Below are 15,151 nucleotides of genomic sequence, written 5' to 3' on the forward strand. Positions count from 1 at the left end.
ACTTTACCTACCATGAGCCAGGCTCGGGTTACCCAGCGCTGTCAGGAGGCCGAGTGTCCACAGTCGTCATCAAGCGCCCCCCGCGCCGACCAGCACCGGAGATCCCCGCCGGCGAGCTGTCGGTCGAGGCACCGCCGGAGATCCCCGCGGTGACCGGCGGACGGTGGCAACAGATGCTCATGCTGCTGCCCATGCTCGGCGGCACTGTGGCGATGGCGATGATGTTCGGCCGGGGCGGCGGCGCCTACTCGTACGTGGTGGGCGGCATGTTCGGGCTGTCCTCGTTGGCGATGCTGGTGACGTCCTGGGGCAGCGCCTCCGGCACCCCGAAGAAGTCCGAGATGATGGCCGCCCGCAGGGAGTACCTGCGCCACCTGGCCACGCTGCGGCGGCGGGTGCGGCGGACCGCGGGCCAGCAACGGGCCGGGCTCTACTACCGGCACCCGGATCCGGGGCGGCTCTGGTCGACGGTGGACAGCCACCGGGTCTGGGAGCGGCGCCCCGCCGACAGCGATTTCGCTGTGGTGCGGGTCGCCGTCGGGCCGCAGACCCTGGCCACCCCCCTCGTCCCACCGGTCACCAGGCCGCTGGAGGAACTCGAGCCGATGACCGCCGGCGCGCTGCGCCGCTTCCTGGACGCGTACTCCGTGGTGCCGGACCTGCCCGTGGCGCTGTCGCTGCGCAGCTTCGCCCGGGTGCACGTGCGACAGGCCGGTCGCGGCCGGTCGACCACCCCGACCACCGGCGGGCCACCCACCGGCGACCCGGCGGCGCAGGCGCTGGTCCGGGCCGTGCTGACCCAGTTGGCGGTCTTCCACGCCCCCGACGAGCTGCTCGTCGCGGTCTGCGCCGGGCCGGAGCGCCGCGCCTGCTGGGAGTGGGTGAAGTGGCTTCCGCACGCCCACCATCCCAGCCGCAGCGACGCGCTCGGCCCGGTACGGCTGGTCACCAGCTCCGCCGCCGAGTTGGAGTCGCTGCTGGCCGACGTGCTGGCCACCCGGTCCCGGTTCAGCCCGGCCGGCCCGGCCACCGACGGTCCACACGTGGTGGTGGTCCTCGACGGCGGCGACCTCACCGGTGCCAGCGACCTGACCGGCGACGGCGGCATCGACGCGGTCACAGTGCTGGACCTGGACACCCCGCCGCCCCGACTGCTCGACCGGTACGCGCTGCTGCTGGAGCTGCACGGCCGACGGCTGCACTCGTTGTCGTCCGACGGGCACGCCGAGGTGGGCACCGCCGACCAGTTGGACCTGGCCGACGCCGAGGCGGTCGCCCGACGGTTGGCGCCGCTGCGCCTCGCCGGTGCGGCCCGCGGGCCGGACGCTCCACTCCAGGCCGACCTGGGCCTGCCCGAGCTTCTCGGTCTCGGTGACCCGGAGAGCTTCACAGCGGAACAGGGCTGGTTGCCGCGCTCGGCACGGGACCGGTTGCGGGTGCCGATCGGGGTGGGCGCGGACGGCGGCGCCATCGAGCTGGACCTCAAGGAGTCCGCCCAGGACGGCATGGGTCCGCACGGCCTGCTCATCGGGGCGACCGGCTCCGGCAAGTCCGAGCTGCTGCGCACGCTGGTGCTGGGGCTCGCCGCCACGCACAGCTCCGAGCAGCTCAACTTCGTGCTCGTCGACTTCAAGGGTGGCGCAACCTTCACCTCCTTCGACCGGCTGCCGCACACCGCGGCCGTGATCACCAACCTGGCCGACGCGTTGCCCCTGGTCGACCGCATGGTGGACGCGATCAACGGGGAGCTGGTCCGCCGGCAGGAGTTGCTGCGGCGGGCCGGCAACTTCGCCAGCGTGCGTGACTACGAGCGGGCCCGGGCTGCCGGTAGCCCTCTGGCCCCGCTGCCGTCGTTGCTGCTGATCTGCGACGAGTTCTCGGAACTGCTCTCCGCCAAGCCCGACTTCATCGATCTGTTCGTGCAGATCGGCCGGCTGGGCCGGTCGCTCGGCGTGCACCTGCTGCTCGCCAGCCAGCGCCTGGAGGAGGGTCGGCTCCGCGGGTTGGACACCCACCTCTCGTACCGGATCGGGTTGCGCACCTTCTCGGCCCTGGAGTCCCGGACGGTGCTCGGCGTGGCGGACGCGCACGAGCTGCCCCGCTCGCCGGGCCACGGCTACCTGCGCGCCGGCACCGACCCACTGGCCCGGTTCAAGGCCGCGTACGTCTCCGGTGCCGTCCGCCGTCGGGCCGCGTCGGGCGGCGTCGCCGCCGAGGGGGGCGCACGGCTGCTCACCTTCACCACCCACGTCGTACCGGTGCCGGAGCCGGCCACTCCGGTCGTGCCCGTCGTGGCGGAGGAGGAGGGCAGCAGGACCCTGCTCGACCTACTGGTGGACCGGCTCGTCGGGCAGGGGCCGCCGGCGCACCAGGTCTGGCTTCCGCCGCTCGGTCAGCCGCCGGCACTCGACGAGCTGCTCGGTCCGGTCGAGGTGCACCCGAAGCGCGGGCTCACAGTGGGCAACCCGGAGCTGCACGGCGCGCTCGGAGTGCCGATGGCGGTGGTGGACAAACCGTTGGAGCAGCGCCGGGACCTGCTCTGGCTGGCCCTCGACGGCGCCGCCGGGCACGTCGCGGTGGTTGGTGCGCCGCAGAGCGGCAAGTCCACAGCCCTGCGCACGCTGATCTGCGCGCTGGCGCTCACCCACACCCCGGCCGAGGTGCAGGTCTACTGTCTCGACTTCGGCGGCGGCGGGCTGGCCGCGCTGCGCGACCTTCCACACGTCGGCGGGGTGACCGGCCGCGCCGACCCGACCGCCGTCCGACGCACCGTCGGCGAGATGACCACCCTGCTGGTCGACCGGGAGCGCCGCTTCGCCGAACTGGGCGTGGAGTCGATGGCCGCGTACCGGCAGCGCCGAGCGGCAGCGGGGACAGCCGGCCAGCCGGGCGCCGACCCGTACGGCGACGTGTTTCTGGTGATCGACGGGTGGAGCACCATCCGCGGCGAGTACGACGACCTGGAGCCACTCGTCACCGACCTGGCCACCCGGGGTCTGTCGTACGGTCTGCACGTGGTCGCCACCGGGCTGCGCTGGCTGGATTTCCGCCCGGCGATCCGGGACCTGTTCGGCTCCCGGCTGGAGCTGCGCCTCGGCGACCCGGCCGATTCGCTGGTGGCCCGGCGCGCGGCCGCGAACGTGCCGGAGCGCCCCGGCCGAGGGGTGACAGCGGAGGGCCTGCACTTCCTCACCGCGCTGCCTCAGCTCGGTACCGCCGGCGGGGACACCGCCGACCTGGTCAAGAGGGCCGCGGACGGGTGGGCGGGTCCTGCGGCGCCCCGGGTGCGGTTGCTCCCGCCGGTGCTGCCGTACGCCGAGCTGGACCTCACCTCGACGACCGGGCTGCGGCTGCCGATCGGGATCGCGGAGGCGGACCTGCGCCCGGTGCTGCTCGACTTCGCCACCGAGCCACACTTCGTGGTCTTCGGGGACTCGGAGTGCGGCAAGTCGTCGTTCCTGCGCGCGCTGGCCACGTCGATCATCACCCGGTTCACTCCCGAGCAGGCCCGGGTGATCCTCGTCGACTACCGGCGCAGTCTGCTCGGCGCCATCGAGACGCCACACCTGATCGGGTACGGCACCGCGGCGGCGCACACCGCCGACCTTGTCGAGTCGGCCGCCGGTTACCTGGAGCGGCGGGCCCCCGGGCCGGAGGTCACCCCGCAGCAACTGCGGGACCGGTCCTGGTGGTCCGGGCCGGAGCTGTTCGTGCTTGTGGACGACTACGACCTGGTGGCGGCGGGGCCGGCGAACCCGTTGCGCGCGCTGGAGGAGCACCTGCCCCACGCCCGGGACATCGGGCTGCACCTGGTGCTGGCCCGCCGTTCCGGTGGGGCGGGACGTGCACAGTACGAGCCGATCGTGCAGCGCCTGCGGGAGCTGTCCACCGCCGGCCTGGTGATGGCGGGCAGCCCCGAGGAGGGCGCACTCGTGGGGCCGGTACGACCCGGACCGCTGCCGCCGGGGCGTGGTCGGCTGGTCACCCGGCGGGAGGGCGTACGCCTCGTTCAGTTGGCGCAACTGCCGCCGCAGTGACCTGACTCGCCGGTTCTTCCCGTGACGGGTGGGGAAACCGGTAATCTCCGATCGTCATGGTTCCGTCGGGATGAATGGCTGGGGATGTGACTGGGGTGCGGTACAGCGGTCCGTCAGCGGCCCGACGAGCGACCGGCCGGGCGCTGCTCGGTGTGGCTGCGGCGCTTGCCGTCGTGGCCCCGACGGCGGCGGCAGTGCCCGTCGCCGCGCCCACGAACGGTGGACAGCTCGCCGGCGCGCCGATGGCGTTCGCCCCCGGTGACGCCGTCGCCCGCACCGACCAGGTCCGCGACGAGCAGTGGCAGCTCGACGAGTTGCAGGCCGAGACGGCGTGGCGCAGCTCGACCGGCCGGGGCGTGACGGTGGCGGTGGTCGACTCCGGAGTGGACGGCAACCACCCCGACCTGGTCGGCCAGGTGCTGCCCGGCAAGGACCTGGTCGGCCCCGGCGGTGCGCCGGGCCCGGATCCGGTGGGTCACGGCACCACTGTCGCCGGCCTGATCGCCGGGCGCAGCGACGACAAGCGGGGCGTGGTCGGCCTGGCACCGGACGCCCGGATCCTGCCGGTCCGCGTGCTGGACGAGGAGAACCGTTACGACGACGCGCTGATCGTCGCCCAGGGGGTCCGCTGGGCCGTCGACAACGGCGCCCGCGTGATCAACCTGTCGCTGGGCGGCAGCGGTGACAGCCCGGCCCTGGCCGCCGCCCTGGACTACGCGTTCGTCCGGGACGTGGTGGTGATCGCCTGCACCGGCAACCTGGCCACCTCCAGCAGCACCAAGGTCTGGTACCCGGCTCGTGAGCCGGGTGTGATCGCCGTGTCCGGTCTCGAACGCAGCAGCGACAACATGTGGTCCGGCTCGATCACCGGCCGGGCGACGGTGCTCACCGCTCCCGCCAGCGGGCTGGTCGGTGCCAAGCCCCCCGGTGGGTACTGGCGGGTGCAGGGCACCAGCTTCGCCGCGCCGCTGGTGGCCGCTACCGCCGCGCTGGTCCGGTCCCGCTATCCGCAGATGCCCGCGGGTGAGGTGGTGAACCGGTTGTTGGCGACCGCCCGGGACCTGGGCCCGACCGGTCGGGACGACCGCTTCGGGTACGGGGTGGTCGACCCGGTTGCCGCGTTGACCGCTCAGGTGCCGCCGGTGATCGCCAACCCACTGGACGACCAGACGTCGCCGGGCGTCACCGGTTTCGGTCCGGCGCCCGGCTCGGTCGATGACAATCCGGTGGCCGGTGCTGGTAGCGACCCACTCGGTCTCGCCGCATCCGGTCAGCAGAGCCGGTGGACGGCTCGGGCGGCGGGCGGTCAGGACACGTCGGCGCCGGAGCAGTTGTGGACCACCGTCGTACTTCTCGTGGCGTTGGTCGCCGGTGCGGCCCTGATGGTCCGCCGGCTCCGCCAACGGACCCGTTGATCGCGGCCACCCGGCAGGCCTGACCGACCGCCCGGCCGGGTAGAACGGACCCATGAGTACGCAGTGGCCGCCCACCCTCGCCCCCACCGGTCAGCCGTCCTGGCGGCAGCGCCGCTTCGACAGGGACCACGCGCTGGGGCTGCGACTCACTCTGGCCGCGACGGCGGCGTTCCTGGTGCTGGTGCCGTTCGCCCTGCTCACAGTGCTGGTGCTCGGCGCCTGGGCCCCGCTGCACCGGCTGGACACGTCGGTCACCGACGCGCTGCACGGCTACGCGCAGGACCACAGGGCCTGGGTCCTGCTGATGCGGGTCTGGACCGAGGTGTTCGCACCGATGCCGCTGCGCGCCGTCGCCCTGCTCCTGGTGGTCTGGCTGCTGCGCCGGGGAGCCCGCCGCCTGGCCCTCTGGGCGGCCACGACGATGGTCGTCGGCGGGTCGATCGGTCCGCTGCTCAAGTTGCTGGTCGGCCGGGACCGGCCGGAGTTGCTCGACCCGGTGGCCCGGGCGGCCGGCTACTCGTTCCCCTCCGGGCACGCGCTGAACGCCACCCTGGCCGCCGGGGTGCTGCTGCTGGTGCTCCTTCCGTACGTCGGGCGGGGGGCGGCGCGGGTCGCGGTCTGGGTCGCGGCTGTGCTGCTCACCGTGGTGACCGGGCTGAGCAGGGTGGCGCTCGGCGTGCACTTCACCAGCGACGTGGTGGGCGGATGGCTGCTCGGTGTGGCGGTGGTCGCGGCCACCACCGCCGCGTTCACCAGTTGGCGGGCACACAGTGGCCTGCGGTCGGTTCGGCCGACCCGCGACGGCGTCGCTCCCGAGGTCGAGCGGCACCCGGGATCTGCCTGAGGAGTGACGACGAGACCGGCCGGGTACTGGCCCACCCATGTCCGAGACCGTGGTCCAGATCGTCCGGCGGGTGTTGCTGCCGGTGTCCCTCCTGCTGGGGCTCATGGTGCTGCTCGGGGTGCTGGTCACCCGGGTGTTCGCCCGAACCTGGCCGTTCACCGTGGAGGACGCGGTGAACCGGGAACTGGCCGCCGACCGCACCGGTGACTGGAACAACATCTCGCTGGTGTTCAGCACGCTGGCCAGCACCCAGATGATCGTCGTGGTCACCGTGCTGGTGGCGTTGGCGCTGCGGCTCTGGCTGAAGCGCTGGCGCGAGCCGCTCTTCCTGTGCGCGGCGGTGACCGCCCAGGCGCTGGTGTTCCTGCTGACCACGCTGGCGATCGACCGGCGACGGCCGGCGGTGGAACACATGGACGTCTCGCCACCCACGTCGAGCTTTCCGTCCGGGCACACCTCGGCGGCGGTGGCGCTCTACGTCGGCATCGCCGTGCTGATGGCGCTGCGGGCACGGAGCACCGGAGCGAAGGTCGCCTGGTGGACGCTGCTGCTGATGGTGCCGCTGGGCGTGGCGATGACCCGGATGTACCGGGGAATGCACCACCCGAGCGACGTGGTGGCGTCCTTCGTCAACGGCGGCACGTGCGTCGCGATCATGGCCCGTGCCGTGCTGGACCGGGGGCTGCGGTGGGGCCGGGCGAAGCTACCGACCGTCGGGCGGCGCGTCCTGCCGGCTCAGGGCTGAGCCGACCCGCGGCGACGCTCAGGTGCACTCGCCGGTGCCGACCGGCCGGTTGCGTTCGGCCCCGGCCAACGCCACCGGGCGGGCCTCGGCCGCTGTCACAGCGAAGCCGGTGTTCGGGTCGTCGGTCGCCGCCGCGAAGATCACGCCGAGCACCAGGCCGTTGGCGGAGAGCAGCGGACCCCCGGAGTTGCCGCTGCGGACCAGCGCCCGGATCGTGTAGACCTCCCGGGTCACCTTCGTGGAGGCGTAGATGTCCGGACCGTTGATCCGGTCGACGTCGCGGACCCGCGCCGACTGCGCGTTGTAGGGGCCGTCGAGCGGGAAGCCGAGCACGATGGCGTCGGAGCCGCTGCCCGCGTTGCCGGCGGCGAACCGCAGGGACGGCCCGGGCAGCCCGGGCACGAGCAGCACCGCCAGGTCCCGGTCCGGGTCGTAGACCACCACCTTGCCGTCGTACCGCTCGCCGCCCAACTCCACGGCGACCGAGCGGGTGCCGGCCACCACGTGCGCGTTGGTCATCACCCGGTCGTCGGCGTACACGAAACCGGAACCCTCGATCCGGCGTGAGCAACTGGGCGCGGAGCCCAGCACCTTGACGACCGACTGCCGGCCGTTGACCACCACCTGCGACTTGGCCAGCGCCGGGTCCGGCGGGTCGACCTGCCGCGCCCGGGTGGGCGCGAGGTCACCGAAGACGTCCGGGAACCCGTCGGTGTCGACGGTGTCCTCCAACGCCGTGGACAACTGGTGGGCCCGCTCCGGCAGGACCTGGTTGACCACCGTGATCAACGCGCTGTTGCGGACCGATGCGGCGAGCCAGGGCACCGAGGACGAGCCGAGCGGCACGGCGACCAGCCAGGCGAGCAGGAGCACCGCGAACAGCGAGACGAACGCCCCGCCGACGTCGTCGACCCGTTTGCCCACGTCGCTGGTGATCGTCTTACGGAGGTGCGAGCCGAGCCAACCGGCGAGTGCCTGCCCGACCACCGCCAGCCCGAAGATGGCCACCAGCGAGATCAGCACACGGGTGCCGGCGTCCACGAACTGTCTGGCGAACAGCGGCCCGAGCTGGAGACCCAGCAGCAGACCCAGGAAGAAGCCGGACAACGACGTGACGCCGATGACGAAACCCTGGCGGTATCCGCTGATCGCGAACACGAGCATGAGCAGCAGCAGGACGAGATCCACGACGGACACGGGTCAAGCGTACGGGCAGTGTGCCCACTGGATGACCATCGCTTGCGGATGGTGACCGTGCGGTCAGCGCAGGGCGTTCTCGTCAGCCTCGTCGGTGCCGGCGGACGGGGCCGGTGTCGCCCCGGTCGGCGGCAGCTCCACGACCCGGCCGGGCGACCACGGACGGGCCCAGCCGCCCATCTCGAGCAGGGTGGCGAGAACCCCGGCGGTGAAGCCCCAGACGAGCATCCCGCGGGCCGAGAACGCCGGCCCGATCCAGCCGCTCGGGTGGCGGACCCGCAGCCGGTTGGCCGGGTCGACCAGCTCGCTGACCGGCAGGCGGGCGACGTGTGCCACCTCGGCCGGCTCCCGGGGGTGCACCGGGTGCGGGTCGTGCCACCAGGCCAGCACCGGCGTGACAACGAAGTCGCTGACCGGGATCCACAGTTTCGGCAGCTCGGCCAGCACTGTCACGCTGGCCGGGTCGAGGCCCACCTCTTCGTTCGCCTCGCGCAGGGCGGTGGCGCGGACGTCGGCGTCCTCCGGGTCGGCCGCGCCCCCGGGGAAGGCGGGCTGGCCGGCGTGGTTGCGCAGGGTGGCGGCGCGTTGCAGGACCAGCACGTCGGGACCCGCGCCGGGCTGCTCGCCGAGCAGCACCAGCACGGCGCTCTCCCGACCGCCCTCGGCCGGGGTGGTCAGCCGGGTGAAGTCCTCGGCGCGGGCGGTGCCCAGCCGGGTCAGCAACGGCTCGATCCAGTTGGGTGGCCGACGGGTCACGCCGGCACCGCCAGGCCGAGGTGCTGGCGGACCAGCTTGGCGAGTTTGGCGTCGTCGAGAGCCCCGGTGGCGTCGATGTGCCGGACCTGGCCGTCGGCGGCGACGAAGAGGGTCAGCGGAATGGCGTTGCGCTTCAGCTCGCGTTGCAGCGCCTCGCCCTGGTCCACGAGCATCGGGAACCGGACGCCGAAGTCCTCACCGATGGACTGGGCGCCGCTGCGGCTGTCCCGGCTGTTGACTCCGACCACCTGGAGCTGACCGGCGGTTCGCTCGCTGAGGCGTTGGAAGGCGGGCAGTTCCTTGCGGCACGGCGGGCACCAGGAAGCCCACACGTTGATCACCGCTGGCCCGGCCACCTCGCGCAGTACGACGGGGGCACCGCCGGTGAAGCAGGAGAGCGTCAGCTCCGGCAGCGCCGACCCGCCAGCGGGCGGTGTCGTGCCGGGCGTGCTGGGCGACGCGGGGGTCACCGTCGCCGTGCCGGAGCCGGGGGACGTGGCCGCGGGTGCCGTGCTCAGCGCGGTGCAGTCCCGGAAGGGGGATGGACGCTCAGCTGCGGCCGGCCGGGGGGCTGGCTCGTCGTCGGCAGTGCCGCTGGTGCAACCGGTGACGGCCAGCAGAAGCGGCAGGACGGCGAGGGCGAGGCGGCGGTTCACGGCACCTCCGCCGTGATCGCCTGCGCCGGCACCAACTCCGGGTCGACCCCGGCGGCAACCGCGAGGTCGCGCGCCCGAGGGCCCTTGAGCAGCTTGGCGGCGGCCGCCGGCTCGGTCGGGCCGGTGCCGTACGAAGGGCAGAGCTTCGCGAGGGTGCACGCGCCACAGGCCGGCTTGCGGGCGTGGCAGACCCGTCGCCCGTGGAAGATGATCCGGTGCGACAGCATGGTCCAGTCGCGCTTGTCGTACAGCGCGCCGATCGCGTGCTCGATCTTGACCGGGTCGGTCTCGGTGGTCAGCCGCCACCGGTGGACCAGTCGCTGGAAGTGCGTGTCGACAGTGATGCCGGGGACGTCGAAGGCGTTGCCGAGGATCACGTTGGCGGTCTTGCGGCCGATGCCGGGGAGCGTCACCAGGTCGACGAGCCGGCCCGGGACCGCGCCGTCGTACCGGTCGAGGAGGGCCTGGCCGAGCTTGAGCAGTGAGTCGGTCTTGTTGCGGTAGAAGCCGGTGGGCCGGATCAGCTCCTCCATCTCGCCCCGGTCGGCGCTGGCGTACGCGGCTGCGCTCGGGTAGCGGGCGAAGAGCTTCGGGGTGACCTCGTTGACCTTCTTGTCCGTGCACTGCGCGGAGAGGATCGTGGCGACGGCCAACTCCAGAGCGTTGGAGTGGTCCAGCTCACAGTGAGCGTCGGGATGCGTCTCGGTCAGCACCCGGCCGATCTTGCGGGCGCGGCGTTTGCGCCCGAGATCGGTCTCGCTGGCACCGGGAGGGCTACTGGTCACGACGGTCAGCCTACGTCGCACCCCGGACGGTCCTGCTCGGGTCAGCCGGCGGTCGGCGGCGAGATCTTCCCCTGCCCGTCGAGCCGGGCGCCACCCTTCGGGAAGTCGGCGCGGCTCAACTCGGTGACCAGACCCAGGCCCCGGTCGTCCGGGTCCATCGTCGGCTTGCCAGCGGAGTTCATGTACGTGGAGGTGAACGAGCCGCCGGCCCAACTGCCGTCCGGCTTGAGCGACACCTTCAGCACGCCGCCCCAGCCGAGCCGACCGTCGTTGCTCAGCGAGTTGCCGCCTCCGGCGAAGTTGCCCAGGCTGTACGCGATCAGGCGCCCCTGGTAGAACTCCATCCCGCGCAACACGTGCGGGCCGTGCCCGACGATCAGGTCGGCGCCAGCGTCGATCATGGCGTGCGAGAACTTCACCGGATCGCCCCGGTTCTCGCCCAGGAACATCTCGGTGCCCGGCTTCACCCGGGTCTTGTCCGCACCCTCGCCGCCCATGTGCACCTGCACCACTACCAGGTCGGCCATGGTGGCGGCCTTGGCGACCACCGCCTTCGCCTTGGCGATGTCGACCAGGCTGTTGGACCACACGTACGACGAGAAGCCGGCGACGGCGACCTTGACGCCCTTGACGTCGACAACGGTGATCTCGTTCGGTGCGCCGGTGTGCTCCAGGTCGTACTTCTTCAGTGCCTTCTGGGTGTTCTCGTAGCCCTTGGGCCCGTAGTCGTAGCCATGGTTGTTGGCCTGGTTGAGCACGTCGAAGCCGGCGTCGCGCAGGTGCGCGGCGTACTCCGGCGGGGCGCGGAACTGGAAGCAGCGGGTGGAGTTGGCCCCGCACTTGCCGGTGCCGGTGTCGACAGTCAGCGGCTCCTCCAGGTTGCCCATCACCAGGTCGGCCTTGAGCGCCTGGGTGACCGAGGTGAAGAAGCCCTTGCCACCGGCTGCGGGCAGCCGACCGGGCGCGTTGCCCATGATGATGTCCCCGGTGGCGGAGAGCGAGATCGCGCCACCCTGACCGGAGGATGCGGGCCCGGTGGCCTTGGGGCCGGCAGTGGAGACCGGTGCGCCGGTGCCACCACCTCCCGCGCCGGGCTGCCAGACGGGTGCCTCGCCAGCGGAGTCGGAGCAGCCGGCCACGAGGAGGGCGGCCAGCAGCGCGGCGAGGCCGAGGGCGACGCGGCGGCGCGGGCGGGACGCGAGGGGGGCGGGAGCGTACATCGCCCGCGACGCTACCGGTCGTTAAACGCGCCGACGACAGCCGATCGGTTGGACTTTGGGCCCGTGAGCTGCTCAGACCACGGCACGACCGGCCGGGCACCGCCGGCGAGCACCGCCGCGTGCACCGCTCGGGCGAGCGGGGCGCCCCAGGTGGAGCGCGGCCCGCCGTACGGGGCCTCCGCCCCGTCCACCGGGCAGAGCACTGTGACCGCGTCGGTGGGCGTGCCGGTCCCCGGCACCCCCAGCTCGGTGACCGCCTGGGTCTTCGCCTCGGTCGCGGTGGCCACCGCGTTGACGAGTGCCGAGTCGGCGAGCCGGGCCGGCACGTACACCACGATGTTGACAGTGCCGACGCGGTGGGCGAGCGCGGTCGGCGTCGGCGCGGCCGCGGGCACCGGCGTGCCCAGCCCGACCGTCGCCCAGGCCCGCACCCCGGCGTCGGTCCGCGCCACCACCTCCGTCACATCGACGCCGGTCAGCAGGCCGATCCCGGGCCCGTCGAGGGACAGCTCAGCGGCGAGCGCGGCCAGGTGCGCCGCGGGGTCCTCCCGGTCGTACGACATCGGTACGGTCGCGTTCAGCACCCATCGCCGGAGCCCGATGCCACCGCCCAGTGGGCCGCTGCTGATCGCCCGCAGGGGCACGTCCGCGCGCCAGACGAGCAGCGGCGCGTGCCGCCCGTCCTCGGCGCGGCTGGTCAGAGTCGGGTCGCTCAGCACGTCGGGCAGGTTACGCCCACCGATCAAGATTCCAGGGGCGACCTCTGATTCGAGCTCACGTGCGCCTAGACTTGGCGGCGCGCGAGGGGATCAGCGGACGGCGGCCCCGGCCGACGGACGGCACGCGCAACCGGAGGTGCGCAATGGACGAGGTACTGGCCCGCAGCGGGATCTTCCAGGGTGTTGACCCGGAAGCTGCCGAGGCGCTTGCCAAGGAGATGGAGACGATCGAGGTCCGCAAGGGCGAGATCGTCTTCAATGAGGGCGAGCCCGGTGACAGCCTCTACATCCTGCTGTCCGGGAAGATCAAGGTTGGTCGCCGCGCCGCGGACGGCCGACAGAACCTGATCGCGGTGATGGGGCCGTCGGACATGGTCGGTGAGCTGTCGCTCTTCGACCCGGGTCCGCGTACGGCTACCGCCACCGCGGTGACCGACACCCGGCTGGTGCGACTGCGTAAGCAGGCGTTGCGGCCGTGGCTCAACAACCGCCCGGAGATCGCCGAGCAGTTGCTCCGGGTGCTCGCCCGACGGCTGCGCCGGACCAACGACTCGCTGGCCGACCTGATCTTCACGGACGTGCCGGGCCGGGTCGCCAAGAACCTGCTCCAGATGGCGGGTCGCTTCGGCACCCGCGACGGCGGCGTTCTGCGGGTGACCCACGACCTCACCCAGGAGGAGATCGCCCAGCTCGTCGGCGCCTCCCGGGAGACCGTCAACAAGGCGCTCGCCGACTTCGCCTCGCGCGGCTGGCTGCGGCTGGACGGCAAGAGCATCATCATCCTGGACCCGGAGCGCCTGGCCCGCCGCGCCCGCGTCTGAGCAGCACCCAACGTCCCCGCCTGCCGTCACCGACGGTGGGCGGGGACGTTGTCATCTGCCTGGCGCAGAATCGCTGGCCTTCCGGCGGCGCCGGCGGTGAGGGTGGGGCCATGGTGAATCGTGTTGCCGTGCTCTCCGACATCCACGGCGTCCTGCCGGCGCTGGAGGCCGTACTCGCCGAGCCGGACGTCGTCGCCGCCGATCTGATCGTGCTCACCGGTGACATTGCCGCGGGCCCGCAGCCGGTCGAGGTGCTGGACCTGCTCGCCAGCCTGGGTGACCGGGTGTGCTGGGTCGGCGGCAACGCCGACCGCGAGCTGGTCGAGGCTCGGGCCGGCCGGCCGGCGTCGATCGAGGTGTCGAACTGGGCCGCCGGGCAGTTGCGCGACGACCAGGTGGCTCGGCTCGCCGCGCTGCCGGCGACGGCGACGCTGGAGATCGACGGCCTCGGCCGGACGTTGTTCTGCCACGCGACCCCCCGGGACGACGAGGAGGTGGTGCTCGTCGACTCCCGGCTGGCGCGCTGGGCGGAGGTGTTCGACGGTCTGCCCGCCGAGGTCGCCACTGTGGTCTGCGGGCACACGCACATGCCCTACGCCCGACTGGTCGACCGTCGTCTGGTGGTCAACCCGGGCAGCATCGGCATGCCGTACGGAGGCGCTGGCGCGTGGTGGGCGCTACTCGGGCCGGGCGTCCAGCTGCGCCGCACCGCCTTCGACGTGGACGCGGCCTGCGCCCGGGTGGCGGCCGAGTCGAGCTTCCCCGACGCCGCCGCGTGGGCGGACGAGTACCTGCGCTCCCAACACAGCGACGTCGACGCGCTGATCGCCTTCGGCCCCCGCGACGGCCGCTGAGCCGGCATTGAGCCGGCCGCCGGGCGGCCGGCGGCCGGCGGCAGGCGGACGGGGGCGGCGGGCGGACGGGGGCAGGCGGACGGGCGGCGGCAGGCGGACGGGCGGCGGCAGGCGGGATACCCGTCAGGGAGCCTTTGGAGCTGAATCGTTTGCGGCATCAGCCAGAGGTGATCGGCAGGCCGATCCTCAACGAGGTCGACGGGCGCAGTCGACGGGCCCGGTCGACGGGCCCGGTCGACGGGCCCGGTCGACTGGCGCGGTCGAAGGGCCCGGTCGACTGGCGCGGTCGAAGTGCGATTCGTTTATGGCATCAGCTCCAAAGCGAGACCAAGCACCCAAGCCCACCTCCCACGCCGCCCCACCGCGAGCCCACCGCGAGCCCACCGCGAGCCCACCGCGAGCCTCGCGGCTCAGAAAAAGTCAGTCTTGACTGTTTGTTTTGTAGGCACCAAGCTGTCCCCGTGCCCCCCGCATCGACACGCATCCCTCAGCAGGAGCGCAGCCGCGCCACTCAGGCCCGGCTGCTGGAGGCGACAGTCGACTGCCTGATCGAGCACGGCTGGTCCGGCACCACGACCACAGTCGTCGCGGCGCGGGCCGGCGTGTCGCGTGGGGCTCAGCTGCACCACTATCCGACGAAGGCGGCGCTGGTGACGGCCGCCGTGGCCCACCTGGCCGAGCGGCGTGCCGACGAGCTGCGCACCGAGGCCGACGCGCTGCCGGCTGGCCCACAACGGTTGGACCGGGTCGTCGACCTGCTCGCCGTGGCGTTCACCGGGCCGCTGTTCGTGGCCGCGCTCGAACTCTGGGTCGCCGCCCGCACCGATCGGGAACTCCGGGACGCCCTGGTGCCACTGGAGGCGACGGTCGGGCGGGAGATGCACCGGCTCACAGTGGCCCTGCTCGGTGTCGACGAGCGTCGACCCGGTGTCCGCGAGGCGGTGCAGGCCACGCTCGATCTGCTCCGTGGGCTCGGGGTGGCCAACCTGCTCAGCGACGACTCCGCCCGCCGCAGCGCCCTGTTGACCACCTGGAAGCGCCAGCTCGCCACCCTGCTCACGCCCTGACCGCCGGCCGCACCGGCCACCACCGACCGGAGGCA

The 15,151-nt window shown here is 72.9% G+C and carries 13 protein-coding genes; 7 read left to right on the forward strand and 6 right to left on the reverse strand.

Annotated features, from left to right (window positions below):
- The first annotated feature begins 53 nt into the window (after positions 1 to 53).
- From eccCa to IW249_RS07785, 4 genes are all read left to right on the forward strand, one after another.
- Entirely contained in the window at positions 54 to 4,037 is a 3,984-nt protein-coding gene (gene eccCa / locus IW249_RS07770; protein ID WP_196920123.1) for a type VII secretion protein EccCa, read from the forward strand.
- A 74-nt stretch (positions 4,038 to 4,111) separates the two neighbouring features.
- Entirely contained in the window at positions 4,112 to 5,452 is a 1,341-nt protein-coding gene (gene mycP, locus IW249_RS07775; RefSeq protein ID WP_196920124.1) for a type VII secretion-associated serine protease mycosin, read from the forward strand.
- 52 nt (positions 5,453 to 5,504) lie between these two features.
- Positions 5,505 to 6,296, forward strand: a complete 792-nt coding sequence (locus tag IW249_RS07780) for a phosphatase PAP2 family protein (RefSeq protein WP_196920125.1) — start codon at positions 5,505 to 5,507, stop codon at positions 6,294 to 6,296.
- 37 nt (positions 6,297 to 6,333) lie between these two features.
- On the forward strand, positions 6,334 to 7,041 hold the full coding sequence (locus IW249_RS07785) for a phosphatase PAP2 family protein (RefSeq protein ID WP_196920126.1): 708 nt from the start codon (positions 6,334 to 6,336) through the stop codon (positions 7,039 to 7,041).
- Positions 7,042 to 7,059: 18 nt separating this feature from the next.
- On the opposite strand, the gene IW249_RS07790 is transcribed toward IW249_RS07785, so the two are convergent.
- From IW249_RS07790 to IW249_RS07815, 6 genes are all read right to left on the reverse strand, one after another.
- Positions 7,060 to 8,238 (reverse strand): MarP family serine protease, encoded by a 1,179-nt coding sequence (locus IW249_RS07790; RefSeq protein WP_196920127.1) that lies wholly within the window; start codon positions 8,236 to 8,238, stop codon positions 7,060 to 7,062.
- Positions 8,239 to 8,301: 63 nt separating this feature from the next.
- Entirely contained in the window at positions 8,302 to 8,994 is a 693-nt protein-coding gene (locus IW249_RS07795; protein WP_196920128.1) for an NUDIX hydrolase, read from the reverse strand.
- Complete coding sequence (locus tag IW249_RS07800; RefSeq protein WP_196920129.1) at positions 8,991 to 9,650, reverse strand: TlpA family protein disulfide reductase; 660 nt, start codon at positions 9,648 to 9,650, stop codon at positions 8,991 to 8,993. Before IW249_RS07800 ends, IW249_RS07795 begins: the two co-directional genes overlap by 4 nt.
- Positions 9,647 to 10,435, reverse strand: coding sequence for an endonuclease III (nth, locus tag IW249_RS07805; protein ID WP_196920130.1), 789 nt, complete (start codon positions 10,433 to 10,435; stop codon positions 9,647 to 9,649). Before nth ends, IW249_RS07800 begins: the two co-directional genes overlap by 4 nt.
- A 41-nt stretch (positions 10,436 to 10,476) precedes the next feature.
- A complete protein-coding gene (locus IW249_RS07810; RefSeq protein ID WP_196920131.1) occupies positions 10,477 to 11,655 on the reverse strand; it encodes a CapA family protein in 1,179 nt (392 codons plus the stop codon).
- An 11-nt stretch (positions 11,656 to 11,666) separates the two neighbouring features.
- A complete protein-coding gene (locus tag IW249_RS07815) occupies positions 11,667 to 12,374 on the reverse strand; it encodes an adenosylcobinamide amidohydrolase (RefSeq protein ID WP_196920132.1) in 708 nt (235 codons plus the stop codon).
- Positions 12,375 to 12,517: 143 nt separating this feature from the next.
- On the opposite strand from IW249_RS07815, the gene IW249_RS07820 reads away from it, so the two are divergent.
- The 3 genes from IW249_RS07820 to IW249_RS07830 all read left to right on the forward strand — a co-directional run bounded on the left by IW249_RS07820 (position 12,518) and on the right by IW249_RS07830 (position 15,116).
- Positions 12,518 to 13,195, forward strand: coding sequence for a Crp/Fnr family transcriptional regulator (locus IW249_RS07820; RefSeq protein ID WP_007466162.1), 678 nt, complete (start codon positions 12,518 to 12,520; stop codon positions 13,193 to 13,195).
- 110 nt (positions 13,196 to 13,305) lie between these two features.
- Complete coding sequence (locus IW249_RS07825; RefSeq protein ID WP_196920133.1) at positions 13,306 to 14,049, forward strand: metallophosphoesterase family protein; 744 nt, start codon at positions 13,306 to 13,308, stop codon at positions 14,047 to 14,049.
- Between the two features lie 461 nt (positions 14,050 to 14,510).
- A complete protein-coding gene (locus IW249_RS07830) occupies positions 14,511 to 15,116 on the forward strand; it encodes a TetR/AcrR family transcriptional regulator (protein ID WP_196920134.1) in 606 nt (201 codons plus the stop codon).
- The last annotated feature ends 35 nt before the right edge of the window (positions 15,117 to 15,151 follow it).

Origin of the sequence: Micromonospora vinacea, from assembly GCF_015751785.1 — a bacterium.
Classification (GTDB): Bacteria; Actinomycetota; Actinomycetes; order Mycobacteriales; family Micromonosporaceae; genus Micromonospora; species Micromonospora vinacea.

Coding starts and splice junctions, on each gene's coding strand:
- mycP (WP_196920124.1), top strand. CDS start 4,112: ATGGCTGGGGATGTGACTGGGGTGCGGTACAGCGGTCCGTCAGCGGCC.
- IW249_RS07780 (WP_196920125.1), top strand. CDS start 5,505: ATGAGTACGCAGTGGCCGCCCACCCTCGCCCCCACCGGTCAGCCGTCC.
- IW249_RS07785 (WP_196920126.1), top strand. CDS start 6,334: ATGTCCGAGACCGTGGTCCAGATCGTCCGGCGGGTGTTGCTGCCGGTG.
- IW249_RS07810 (WP_196920131.1), bottom strand. CDS start 11,655: ATGTACGCTCCCGCCCCCCTCGCGTCCCGCCCGCGCCGCCGCGTCGCC.
- IW249_RS07820 (WP_007466162.1), top strand. CDS start 12,518: ATGGACGAGGTACTGGCCCGCAGCGGGATCTTCCAGGGTGTTGACCCG.
- IW249_RS07825 (WP_196920133.1), top strand. CDS start 13,306: ATGGTGAATCGTGTTGCCGTGCTCTCCGACATCCACGGCGTCCTGCCG.